At 57.6% G+C, this 11,861-nt stretch carries 10 protein-coding genes; 8 read left to right on the top strand and 2 right to left on the bottom strand.

Features of this window, described 5'->3' with window-relative positions; all coding sequences use genetic code 11:
• The first annotated feature begins 70 nt into the window (after window positions 1-70).
• Window positions 71-1,525, top strand: coding sequence for a Ppx/GppA phosphatase family protein (locus AC3CHX_RS11830; RefSeq protein ID WP_488644197.1), 1,455 nt, complete (start codon window positions 71-73; stop codon window positions 1,523-1,525).
• Between the two features lie 135 nt (window positions 1,526-1,660).
• Here the strand turns inward: AC3CHX_RS11830 and AC3CHX_RS11825 are convergent, their stop codons facing one another.
• Complete coding sequence (locus AC3CHX_RS11825) at window positions 1,661-2,800, bottom strand: ABC transporter substrate-binding protein (RefSeq protein ID WP_488644196.1); 1,140 nt, start codon at window positions 2,798-2,800, stop codon at window positions 1,661-1,663.
• 158 nt (window positions 2,801-2,958) lie between these two features.
• Here AC3CHX_RS11825 and AC3CHX_RS11820 point away from each other — a divergent pair, with 158 nt between their 5' ends.
• Complete coding sequence (locus AC3CHX_RS11820) at window positions 2,959-3,441, top strand: hypothetical protein (RefSeq protein WP_488644195.1); 483 nt, start codon at window positions 2,959-2,961, stop codon at window positions 3,439-3,441.
• Window positions 3,442-3,546: 105 nt separating this feature from the next.
• On the opposite strand, the gene AC3CHX_RS11815 is transcribed toward AC3CHX_RS11820, so the two are convergent.
• Window positions 3,547-4,386 (bottom strand): universal stress protein, encoded by an 840-nt coding sequence (locus AC3CHX_RS11815; RefSeq protein ID WP_488644194.1) that lies wholly within the window; start codon window positions 4,384-4,386, stop codon window positions 3,547-3,549.
• 371 nt (window positions 4,387-4,757) lie between these two features.
• Here AC3CHX_RS11815 and hemN point away from each other — a divergent pair, with 371 nt between their 5' ends.
• The 6 genes from hemN to ccoO all read left to right on the top strand — a co-directional run bounded on the left by hemN (window position 4,758) and on the right by ccoO (window position 11,859).
• Entirely contained in the window at window positions 4,758-6,176 is a 1,419-nt protein-coding gene (gene hemN / locus AC3CHX_RS11810) for an oxygen-independent coproporphyrinogen III oxidase (protein WP_488644193.1), read from the top strand.
• Window positions 6,177-6,188: 12 nt separating this feature from the next.
• A complete protein-coding gene (locus AC3CHX_RS11805; RefSeq protein WP_488644192.1) occupies window positions 6,189-6,962 on the top strand; it encodes a sulfite exporter TauE/SafE family protein in 774 nt (257 codons plus the stop codon).
• Complete coding sequence (locus tag AC3CHX_RS11800; protein ID WP_488644191.1) at window positions 6,926-9,523, top strand: heavy metal translocating P-type ATPase; 2,598 nt, start codon at window positions 6,926-6,928, stop codon at window positions 9,521-9,523. The genes AC3CHX_RS11805 and AC3CHX_RS11800 overlap by 37 nt, the downstream gene beginning before the upstream one ends.
• A gap of 11 nt (window positions 9,524-9,534) precedes the next feature.
• A complete protein-coding gene (ccoS, locus tag AC3CHX_RS11795; protein WP_488644190.1) occupies window positions 9,535-9,708 on the top strand; it encodes a cbb3-type cytochrome oxidase assembly protein CcoS in 174 nt (57 codons plus the stop codon).
• 93 nt (window positions 9,709-9,801) lie between these two features.
• Window positions 9,802-11,229 (top strand): cytochrome-c oxidase, cbb3-type subunit I, encoded by a 1,428-nt coding sequence (gene ccoN, locus AC3CHX_RS11790; protein ID WP_488644189.1) that lies wholly within the window; start codon window positions 9,802-9,804, stop codon window positions 11,227-11,229.
• Window positions 11,230-11,244: 15 nt separating this feature from the next.
• Complete coding sequence (gene ccoO / locus AC3CHX_RS11785) at window positions 11,245-11,859, top strand: cytochrome-c oxidase, cbb3-type subunit II (protein WP_488644188.1); 615 nt, start codon at window positions 11,245-11,247, stop codon at window positions 11,857-11,859.
• Window positions 11,860-11,861 lie beyond the last annotated feature (2 nt).

Here is an 11,861-nt window from a genome sequence, read left to right as displayed (position 1 = left end):
TAGTGCCCAGCGAACACGTCAACTAATCATGTTCGTTATTGTTTAATGTTCAGTAGATTGAGAGGGTGTAATGTTTGCAGCGGTCGATTTGGGTTCAAACAGCTTTCGTTTGCATATCGGCAAGTACAATGGCGATGCAATTCGCGTCATCAAGAGCGCACGAGACCCGATTCGATTAGCCGCCGGTCTTGATGGCAAAGGGAATCTGACCGAAGTCGCGATGCAGACCGCGCTGGATTCGCTCAGCCGGTTTCGCGCTATCCTGGCCGACTACCAACTCGACGCAGTGCGCATAGTTGCCACCAATACGCTGCGTGTCGCCAGGAACGCGGCAGCGTTTTTGCCCGCTGCGGAAGCCGCCATCGGCTATCCGATCGAAATCATTTCCGGTGAAGAAGAGGGCCGCCTGATCTACATGGGCGTCGCCAGCATGCTGCGTCTGCCGAATGAAAAGCGGCTGGTGCTGGATATCGGTGGCGGGTCTACCGAGTTGATCCTGGGGCGTGGGCAGCAAATCGAGCGGGTTGAATCGTTTGGCATCGGCACCGTCAATCAAAGCCTGGCATTTTTTGCCGACGGCTGCATTACCACTGCCGCCTACGACGCCGCCATTCTTTCGGCGCGCAGCCATTTCGAAGATGCCGCACCGCCATATCGCCCCCAAAACTGGACCAATGCCTACGGCTCATCGGGCACGATCAGGGCCATCGCCGAGACCATAGAAAAAAATGGCCTCGGTGATCGACGTCTGTCCTACAAAAGCCTGGAGGCACTCAAGCAGCGTTTCATCGCGCTGGCCCACGTCAGCCGTATCGACATGGCTGGCATGCGCTCGGAGCGGGCTCCGGTGATTGTCGGTGGCGTTGCGGTATTGAGCGGCTTGATGCAGGAACTCGGCATCGAAGTGCTGACGCCGATTGAAGCCGGCTTGCGCATGGGCGTGATGTGGGATTTGCAATTGCGTGGCACCCGACTGGACCGGCGCGAGCAATCGGTGCGTGATTTTTCCCAGCGTTTTCATGTCGATCAGTTGCGCGCCAACCGGGTTGCCGAGACTGCCAGCGTGTTGTACGGCTTGCTCAAGCCGAACAATGACCTGCTGGAGAAGTATTTGCACTGGAGCGGCCTGCTGCATGAAGTCGGCCTGGTGGTGTCGCAAAGCGGTTATCACAAGCATGCCGCCTATCTGATCGCGAATGCGGACCTGTCCGGCTTCACGACGCGGGAGCAAAAGACCATGAGTCAGTTGATCCTTGGGCAAAAAGGTAACTTGCGCAAGATCAATGAAAGTTTGCTTGATGCGGATTTTTCCAAGGCGGTACTGGCATTACGCCTCTCCGTCATGTTTTTGCACTCGCGCATAGACGTAAATCTGAATGAGTTGCGCGTCAAGATGAAGAGCAGAATCGAGCTCGACATCAAACGCGAATGGATTGCCGATCATCCGACCGCGACTTACTGGATGGAGAGGGAGCGGGAGTGGTGGCGTGAAATCGGGATCGAGTTTGCGATCAAGCGGACTTGAGTTTTCGGTCGTTATCTACACGGACTACTGACCGTGTCGGATAACGACAATCGCATGCGAACCAAACTGCTCCGGAACCGTTTAACAGCTTGGTTCAGCGCGATCTGACATCGCACAAAAGAGCGTCAACAGGTTCTAAAAAGTCAGTCCGTTTGCCTTGCTGAACAACGCAATATCGACATACCCGGATAAATGGTTGCTGGCAGGCGTGGCGCCGACAATGTAGCCGCCGATGTCGACGCCGCCATTCGGTACATTAAACGCTTGTTCGGCCGCTGTGCCGCGTTTGTGGCCCTGTATCAGCCGCGTCCAGGACTTCGCGGCGGAAAAGCCTTCCAGCGTGAATGATGAAACCGGTTCATCGCGGTATTTTTTCATCATGTCCATGTGCTCAAGCTGGATCGACGAACTACCGCCGTTCGGATTCGGCACCACCTGCGAGAACACGGTCCAATCGACCGCCTTCGGTCCGGCCAACTGACGCAGCATCGTCAAGTTGGTGAGCGATGAGCCGGCGACAAACGTGTGTGGCGCATATTTCCGGAATTCCTTCAGAAACAGGCCGGTACTGACGGTGTCGGCAATCACAATCACAAAACCCGGATTGGCATGCGCCAGGCGCGCCGCGTCGCTGGCGACCCTGGTATTGTCGCCGGACAGATTGACGGAACCGCTTAGCTTGATCCCGGTCGCCTTGATTTCTGCAGTCAGGCTGCGATAGGCGTCGACGGTAGTTGACGACTCCCGATAGACCACCCCGACATCCTTGATGCCGAGCTTGCCGAAGTGCGAAAAAATGTAGCGGATCTCTTGCAGATAACTGGGACGCCATAACAAGATACGCGGGTCTTTCTGATAATCGGCACCCGCCAAAGGCGCGTATAGCACCAGTCCGCTGCGCTTGAAAGCCGGTGCCGTCAGCGTCGCCTGCGTGACCTCGTCCCCGACCCCGCCAAACAGATACTCGACGTGTTTCTGCTCGATCAGTTCGGTCACGGCCTTGACGGCCAGTTCCGGCTTGCCCTGGTCATCAAGCGTCAGATACTGAATGTGGCGACCATTCACGCCGCCGTTGGCGTTGAGAACGTCGAAATAAGTCTTGATGCCGGCCACATAGTCGCGCCCCAGATCGGCATTCGGGCCGGACAGGTCAATCGCCTGGCCGATGACGATATTGTCGGCGGCGGCATTTGCAGCAGAAGAAAACGTGAGCGTCGTACAGGCGAATATGGCTAGCAGCAAACTACTAAGAAAGTGTTTTGGCGACGATGTCATGGCTTGGTTGAGAATAGGATGTGGAAAATTGGCAAGTGCGATTCTCGGCGGCAAATGTTACAAGCTGATGAAATGACGCTTGCTTATTGATAAAGATATGTTGCCAATCCCGAATAAATTGCATATATTATTTATACTATTTAATTCAAGGAGTTTTTATGGTTACCAGAGCACCCCGAAAGCCAGCCGTCGCTGCGACAAGAAAGCCGGCAGCCGGCGTCCGCAAGGCAATGCCAGCGGTCAAAGCTGCCCCAGCTGCGGCGAAAAAGCCGGCAGCGGTAAAGAAGGCAATTCCGGCAAAGCCGATGGCCGCAGCCCCAAAAACCACACCAATGGCACCGGCAGTCCCCGCGCCGAAGGTGATCGCCAAGCCGGTGATCAGTGTCAAACCGGCCGCCGAACCAAAAGTAAAAGTAAAGAAAGCCAAGCTGGTACGTGACAGCTTCACCATGCCGGAAGACGAATACCAGGTGCTGAGCGACGTCAAGAAGGCTTGCCTGAAGGCGGGCCTGGCAGTGAAGAAAAGTGAGTTGCTACGGGTCGGCGTCGCGTTGATCAGGGATCTGGAGAATTCCAAATTGAAAGCTGCGATTGCCAGCTTGCCGTTGGTGAAGGCGGGGCGGCCAAAGAAAGATAAGTAAATCTGACTCAGGACACTATGTTCAGTGCAGATGGAAGGCCATACGAACCACAATAAAAATCCCGGCATAGCTACCGGGATTTTTTTATACGCGCCCGATCAAATATTAGTGCGACATCAGCACTGGAACCGTCATCGTTTTCAGCACGGTCTTGGTGACGCCGCCTAACAATACTTCACGAAAACGTGTATGGCCGTAGCCTCCCATCACAATCAGATCGGAGCGTAAATCCGCTGCCAGCGAGAGCAAGGTATTGCCGACATCGAGTTCGGTATGCTGTTGTACGACCTCAACTTTGATGTTGTGCCGGGTCAGGTACAGGGCGATATCTGCTCCCGGCTGTTCGCCATGCACATCGGATTGTGCGGACGGATTGAACAGCGCGACGCTGACATTCTTCGCGCGTTTCAGCAATGGGATCGCATTCGTTACGGCGCGGGTGGCTTCCATGCTGCCGTCCCACGCAACCAGTACGTTGCTCCCGACGCGGTCAAACCGGCCGGCATAAGGAACCAGCAAAACCGGGCGCGCGCAATTGAGCATGACATATTCCGGCAGGCCGGCTATCACGCGGGAACAGGTTTCATCCAGGTCGGTTTGGCCGATCACCACCAGATCGCTGTAACGGGCTTGCAGGGACAGGCCGCCTTCCGGTTCGTCATTGACCAGTCTCTTCTCATACGAGAGCACCCCCATATGCCTGGCAATGGCATCAAACTCCGCAAGTGCCTTGGTGGCGCGTTCTTTTATGGCATCGATTTCGGCTGCCACGATGGTCCCGGTGAGGTCGGCCGCACCGCCCTGGTACATGATGCGCGAGATACCGATCATCGCAGTGCCGATTAAATGCGCATTTTCGGCGATCGCTATTTCTGCGGCTATCTTGATGCGTGCCGCTGCGTGCCGGGATTGATCTACATGCACGAGAATCGTTTTGTAAGACATGGAATCGCCTTTCTTTGATGGCAAAGTTGAATGTTCAGAAGCCATTCGTTCATGAAAACAAGATGCTTTAATCACGCCTTTAATGTAGGCGGTCAGGCGAACAGAGTCCAGAAACAAACGACTGCACCAAGGTATCGTTGGCGGAAATTTGATGCACATCAAGTGGGTAAATCAGCGCTGTTTCCAGCATTGATCCCGACCGGATAATGCCGCGTTTCATTGCGCCGTGTGGGCGCTGCACAATATATATGCACGCAAGGTGTTGGCAGCTTTTGATGCAAGTCAAGGTATTTGCCGGTCGAGGTCCATACACTGCACGCGATAAGGCCACGTTCCAACCCTCGGTGTGGCCGGCAGCAGGAGTGAAAATAATGGTGCTATCCGCAATACCCGTACCGGTGGTTCCGTCGGTCGCATTCGATGCCGAGCTGGTTCGCAAGCTGAGTCAATCGGCTCCGCGGTATACGTCCTATCCGACCGCGGATCGGTTCACCGAGGCGTTCGGCTATCGCGACTATCTGCAAGCCATTGCCGGTTTGCGCACACGCGGCAGCAGGAATCCGTTATCGCTATACCTGCATATCCCGTTCTGCGATACGGTTTGCTACTACTGCGCCTGCAACAAAATCATCACCAAAAACCGTGATAAGGCGGTCATCTACCTGAGCTACCTGAAACGCGAAATCGAGATGCAGGGCAAACTGCTTGCCGGGATGAACCAGGTTGCGCAGTTGCACCTTGGGGGCGGCACGCCCACCTACCTGTCGGATCGGCAAATGGCCGACCTGATGGCGCACCTGCGGCGCTGGTTCCAGTTTGCGCCCGACGATGTCGGCGAATATGCGATTGAAGTCGATCCGCGCACGGTGTCCCGTGAGCGTGTCCGGAGTTTGCGCGAACAGGGCTTTAACCGCATCAGTCTGGGTGTGCAGGACTTCGATCCGGACGTGCAAAAGGCGGTCAACCGCATGCAACCGGAGAGTCAGACGCTTGCCATCATCCAGGCGGCGCGCGCTGCGCATTTCCGCTCCGTGAGCATAGACCTGATATACGGGCTGCCCAAACAAAACGTCATTACCATGGCACAGACGCTGGCGAAGGTCATCAAGGCCGCCCCGGACCGCATCGCGATCTACAATTATGCGCATCTGCCGTATTTGTTCAAAGCGCAACGACGCATTCTCGAGCAAGACTTGCCCAGTGGCGAAACCAAGCTCGACATGCTGGCGCTGTGCATCAGACGGCTGACCGCAGCAGGCTATGTCTACATAGGCATGGACCATTTTGCGCTGCCGAGCGACGATTTGGCGGTGGCACAGCGACAGGGGCGTTTGCATCGTAACTTCCAGGGATATTCGACCCATGCGGATTCGGACCTGGTGTCGTGCGGGGTATCGGCAATCAGCGCCGTCGCGGGCACCTACAGCCAGAACGTCAAGACGCTCGCCGCGTATTACGATGACATCGACAATAATGAATTGCCGATTGTGCGCGGCATCAAGCTGCACATGGATGACGTGTTGCGACGCGCCATTATCCAGATGCTGATGTGTAATTTTGAATTGTCGATCGCATCGATCGAGCAGGCCTATCCGATTACGTTCACGGCATATTTCGCAGCGGAGCTTGAGAAGTTGCAAACGCTGGCGCAAGACGGCTTGCTGACAATCGATGCCGAATGGTTAACCGTGACCTTGAAGGGGCGGCTGCTGATTCGGAATATTTGCATGGTGTTCGACCGGTATCTGTACGCTAAACCGGATCCGCTGCGCTATTCCAGGACGATCTGACGTGGGGCGCACATGACTGCTCTGGGCCTGTTGCCGATTTTCATGATCGGCCTGCTTGGCAGCGTGCATTGTGTCGGCATGTGCGGCGGGATTGTAGGGGCATTCTCGGTTGCGTCGGTGCCGGCACGGAAGTTTCCAGTGGCGGTTGTCGCCGCAAAAGCGACAAGAACCGGGGCGGGCGCAGTCCGGGTAGTCGCTTACAACGCTGGACGGATTGGCAGCTACGCGCTGGCCGGTGCGATGGTCGGCGGCATCGCGCGCGGCGCGCGTGCGTTGTCGGGAGTGTCGGTTTTCCAGATCGGCGGCTATTGGCTCGCGAACCTGATGCTGGTGGCGCTAGGGTTGTACTTGATGGATGTGTGGCGCGGGTTGGCGCAATTGGAAGCGGCCGGTCAGATGTTATGGCGGCGGGTACAGCCTTTGATGAAGTACCTGCTCCCGCTCGATAGCCCGCTGAAGATGCTGGCCGTAGGCGGACTGTGGGGATGGCTGCCATGCGGCATGGTGTACAGCGTGCTGCTGACAGCGATGTTGACCGGATCCGCGCTGTCGGGGGCGACCGTGATGTTGGTATTCGGCCTGGGAACTTTGCCGACTTTACTGGCGATGGGCATGCTCGGCGCGCAACTCAGAACCTGGATGCAGCGCCGTCCGGTACGCCTGATAAGCGGTTTGATCGTACTGGGCTTCGGCTTGCTGGGGCTGATGCGCGCCGCGCACGGTCTACCGATGAACTGGCTGGATGCGGTATGCATGAGCCCGATCGCAGCGGGAGTACAACCATGAATGCGGTGCTGAGCGCGGTCCCTGCTGTTGAGCTGGTTCAGCCGGGCAAAGTACGCGCAGCGGAGCCGGTCTGTTTTCATTGCGGCTTGCCGATCCCGGCCAACGCCAGCTGGCAAGTTCCGATTGAGCGCGTCATGCGTCCGATGTGCTGCCCCGGATGCCAGGCAGTGGCGCAAAGCATCGTCGATTACGGCTTCAGCGATTATTACAACACCCGCACCGGATTTTCCGCGACGACCGGGCAAGAGGCGCTGATTCCACCGGAACTCCAGTTGTACGACAGGCAAGAAATCGCGGGCCAATTTGTCGGCGATGCCGATGCCGGAACATGCGAGGCGACGTTTTCGATAGAGGGCATCCGTTGCGCGGCTTGCGTGTGGCTGATCGAGCGGCGCCTGGCGCGCTTGCCAGGCGTGCAAAGCGCCGCTGTGAATGTCTCCACCGAACGACTCCACGTGGGTTGGGCCCGAGAGGCGTGCAAGCCGAGCGACATACTGAAATCGCTGCGCGAAATCGGCTATACCGCCTATCCGTTCGATCCGCTCAGGCATGGCGAGCAATTGGGCCGGGCCAGGAAAATACTGTTTCGCCAGCTGTTCATTGCCGGATTGTCGATGATGCAGGTGATGATGTATGCGTTCCCGGTGTATCTGGCGACCGATGGCACGATGGACGGCAATATGACCAGCCTGATGCGCTGGGCGGGGCTGTTGCTGACCTTGCCTGCAGTAGCTTATTCGGCGCAACCCTTCTTCAGGGGGGCATGGCTTAATCTGAAGCATCGCATGCTGGGCATGGATGTGCCGGTTGCGCTCGGCATCGCGGCTGCTTTCGGCGCCAGCGTGGCCGCTACCTGGCGCGGCTATGGCGATGTGTATTTCGACTCGATCACGATGTTTATTTTCTTGTTGTTATGCAGTCGCTATCTGGAACTCGTCGCGCGGCGCAAGGCGGCTTCGGCGCTGGATAATTTGCAGCATGCATTGCCGGCCTCGGCGTGGAGCATGCCGGGCTATCCCGCCCGTCGCGATACCGAGCTGATAGCGGCTGCCCAATTGTGCGAGGGCGACGTCATCCTGGTCAAGCCGGGAGAAGCGATTGCCGCCGACGGCATCATTCTTGAAGGCGATACCGCTGTCGACGTTTCATTGCTGACGGGAGAAAGCCAGGCGCAGCGCAAGACGGTTGGCGCCGACCTGCCCGGCGGCGCAGTGAATGCGACCCAGCCGATCGTGCTGCGCATCACACGGCCGGCGGGCGACAGTACCTTGTCGGTGCTGATGAAATTGATCGAGCGGGCAGGGCAGGGCAAGCCGCAACTGGCGCTGTGGGCGGACCAGGTGGCGGCATGGTTCGTCACGCTACTGCTGCTGTTCGCGCTGACGGTCTTCATCGTGTGGGAATGGATCGATCCGGCGCGTGCATGGCCGATTGCCATTGCGGTATTGGTGGTGTCCTGTCCCTGTGCATTGTCGCTGGCGACCCCCACCGCATTGGCGGCCGCGACAGACCGGTTGCTGCGGAGCGGCATCCTGATCGTGCAGCCGCATGTCCTGGAGACGCTGCAGCGCGCCACGCACATCATCTTTGACAAGACCGGCACGCTGACTGTCGGCAAGCCGCTGCTGCTGCACATAGAAGCGCTGGGTGCAGCGTTACCGGCGTGGTGCCTGCATGTCGCTGCGGCGCTGGAGGCGTCCAGCGCGCATCCTCTGGGGGGAGCGATCGTGGTGGCGCATGAGAACGATTTGTGGAAGTTTGCAGCCGGGTCGGTCTGCGACCTGCAGCATGTTGTCGGCCAGGGACTGGAAGGCACATTAGATGGCGTACCTTACCGCCTGGGTTGCGCCGCATTCGTCCAGACCTTGGCCAACTGCCCCCTTCCCCAGACAGCAGCGCCGGATGTGACTTCCATCTATCTTGGCACCAGCGCCGCCTGGCTTGCGCGTTTCGACCTGGCCGACGGCTTGCGCAACGACGCACGCCAGGTCATCAGGAATTTCCAGGAGCGAGGAAAAACCGTCATCCTGTTAAGCGGAGATCAGCAAGCCGTCACACGGCGGGTTGCCGACGAACTCGGGATTGGGACTGCGCTAGGTGAATATCTGCCCGATCAGAAGCTCGCGTTCGTGCAAGCCTTGCAACGCGATGGCGCCATCGTCGCGATGGTCGGTGACGGCATCAACGATGCGGCAGTATTGCGCGCTGCGGATGTGTCGTTTGCCATGGGCGGCGGGACGGCCCTGGCGCAAACGCATGCCGACTGCGTGTTGCTGTCCGGCCGCCTGTCTTCTCTATGCGAGGTGGAAGAAACGGCGTCGCAGACGATTTCCGTGATGCGCCAGAATCTGGCGTGGGCCATGCTGTATAACCTGCTGGCGATACCTGCCGCCGCGCTGGGATTGCTCAATCCATGGCTCTCCGGAATCGGCATGTCTGTCAGCTCCGCAGTCGTGGTCGTCAATGCATTGCGCTTGCGCCGCATCGCGCGTGCGCACGCAGACGCCGGCCTGCCGCCAGCCGTATTTCCCGCTTCCGCGAAAGCGCTGCAGAGAGGGTAGAGCGGTCCAATATGGAAGCATTATTCTTGCTCATTCCGCTTAGCATCGGCATCGTATTCCTTGCGATCTGGGTGTTTTTCAAGATGTCGGACGGCGGTCAATTTGACGATATGGTCGGCCCGGCCTGGCGCATTTTGCAGGACGACGATCAAGCCGAAAATACGGAAACTCCGTCTGAAGATTGATTGATGCCGGCGAATTTGATTCATATCAAGGAATTTAAGCGGCCATCCTTTTACTCTCCCAGCGTCATCGTTGCATTTTCCGGGAGCTTATCTGTGGGCACAGAACTGAACTACAACTACAAGGTCGTCAAGCAGTTCACCATCGCAACGATCGTCTGGGGTGTGATCGGCATGCTGGTTGGCGTCTTCATTGCCGCACAACTGGCGTGGCCGGCACTCAATTTCGATATTCCCTGGCTGACCTACGGACGCCTGCGGCCCTTGCATACGAATGCCGTCATTTTTGCATTCGGCGTATGCGGCCTGTTCGCGACTTCGTATTACGTCGTGCAGCGCACCTGCCAGGTACGGCTGTTCTCGGATAAATTGGCCGCTTTCACGTTCTGGGGTTGGCAACTGGTGCTGGTCGCAGCGGTGATCACGCTGCCGATGGGTTTCACGCGCGGCAAAGAGTATGCGGAACTTGAATGGCCGATCACGATCCTGATCGCCATTGTGTGGGTGGCGTATGCCGTGGTGTTTTTCGGTACGCTGGTCAAGCGCAAGGTCAAGCATATCTATGTGGCGAACTGGTTTTTCGGCGCCTACATCATCGCGGTTACCTTGCTGCACGTCGTCAACGGCGCCAGCATGCCGGCATCGATGTGGAAATCGTATTCCGCCTATGCCGGTGTGCAGGACGCGATGATCCAGTGGTGGTATGGCCACAACGCGGTCGGATTTATCCTGACGGCGGGCTATCTCGGCATGGTGTATTACTTCATTCCGAAGCAGGCGGAACGTCCGGTATATTCCTATCGCTTGTCGATCGTCCACTTCTGGGCGCTGATTTTTACCTACATGTGGGCCGGTCCGCATCATCTGCACTACACGGCGTTGCCGGACTGGACGCAATCGATCGGGATGGTGTTCTCGCTGATCCTGCTGGCGCCATCCTGGGGCGGCATGATCAACGGCATGATGACGTTGTCCGGCGCATGGCACAAACTGCGCTCCGACCCGATACTGAAATTCATGATCGTGTCCTTGTCGTTCTACGGCATGGCGACCTTTGAAGGTCCGATGATGGCGATCAAGACCGTCAATTCGCTGTCGCATTACACCGACTGGGGTATTGCCCATGTTCATTCCGGCACGCTGGGCTGGGTCGGCTTCATCACGATGGGCTCGATGTATTACCTGATTCCCCGTTTGTCGGGCAAAAAAGAGATGTGGAGTACGAGTTTGATCGAGACCCATTTTTGGGTGGCGACGATCGGTATCGTGCTGTACATCACCTCGATGTGGATCGCCGGGGTGATGCAGGGCTTGATGTGGCGGGCAGTCAACCCGGACGGGACGCTGACATACACCTTCGTCGAAGGCGTCAAGGCGACCTTTCCCTACTACGTGATCCGCTTCAGCGGCGGCTTGCTGTACCTCTCCGGCATGCTGCTGATGGCCTACAACACGTTCATGACAATGCGTGACGGGGTCGCAGTCGAGGCACGTATTCCCTCGCTGTTACCCACACCCGCTTGATACCAGGAGTCAACCATGAAATTTTCCCATGAGTGGATCGAAAAGAATCCCTGGCTCCTGATTGCGCTGGTGCTGCTGGTCGTGAGCGTCGGCGGCCTGGTTGAAATCGTGCCGCTGTTCTTTCAGAAATCGACAACCGAGCCGATCACAGGGCTCAAGCCATACTCTCCATTGCGGCTGGTCGGACGCGACATTTACATTCGCGAAGGCTGCTATGGCTGTCATTCGCAAATGATTCGTCCGTTCCGTGCCGAGACCGAGCGCTACGGACATTATTCAGTGGCAGGCGAATTTGTCTATGACCGCCCGTTCCAGTGGGGGTCGAAGCGGACTGGCCCGGATCTGGCCCGGGTTGGCGGACGCTATAGCGACGAGTGGCATCGCACCCACCTGAATAACCCGCGCGATGTGGTGCCGGAATCGAATATGCCGGGCTATCCGTGGCTCGCCGCCACGCCACTGGTTGCGGAGGATGTGCTGCCAAAAATGCGCGCGCTGAAGCGGCTGGGTGTGCCGTATTCGGAAGAAGAAATCAGGCAGGCGCCAGGTACCCTGGCTGGCAAAACCGAGCAGGATGCATTGATCGCCTTCCTGCAAGGACTCGGTACTTTGATCAAGACAAGGAACTGATC

Source organism: Glaciimonas sp. OK215 (genome assembly GCF_057787885.1).
Note: the sequence above shows the minus strand (reverse complement) of the source record. Positions and strands in the feature narration are given on the sequence as shown.

Excerpts from the sequence above, each read along its gene's own strand:
- ccoS (WP_488644190.1), top strand. The coding sequence starts at position 9,535 with ATGGAAGCATTATTCTTGCTCATTCCGCTTAGCATCGGCATCGTATTC.
- AC3CHX_RS11825 (WP_488644196.1), bottom strand. The coding sequence starts at position 2,800 with ATGACATCGTCGCCAAAACACTTTCTTAGTAGTTTGCTGCTAGCCATA.
- ccoO (WP_488644188.1), top strand. The coding sequence starts at position 11,245 with ATGAAATTTTCCCATGAGTGGATCGAAAAGAATCCCTGGCTCCTGATT.
- AC3CHX_RS11820 (WP_488644195.1), top strand. The coding sequence starts at position 2,959 with ATGGTTACCAGAGCACCCCGAAAGCCAGCCGTCGCTGCGACAAGAAAG.
- AC3CHX_RS11805 (WP_488644192.1), top strand. The coding sequence starts at position 6,189 with ATGACTGCTCTGGGCCTGTTGCCGATTTTCATGATCGGCCTGCTTGGC.
- AC3CHX_RS11815 (WP_488644194.1), bottom strand. The coding sequence starts at position 4,386 with ATGTCTTACAAAACGATTCTCGTGCATGTAGATCAATCCCGGCACGCA.
- hemN (WP_488644193.1), top strand. The coding sequence starts at position 4,758 with ATGGTGCTATCCGCAATACCCGTACCGGTGGTTCCGTCGGTCGCATTC.
- AC3CHX_RS11830 (WP_488644197.1), top strand. The coding sequence starts at position 71 with ATGTTTGCAGCGGTCGATTTGGGTTCAAACAGCTTTCGTTTGCATATC.
- AC3CHX_RS11800 (WP_488644191.1), top strand. The coding sequence starts at position 6,926 with ATGCATGAGCCCGATCGCAGCGGGAGTACAACCATGAATGCGGTGCTG.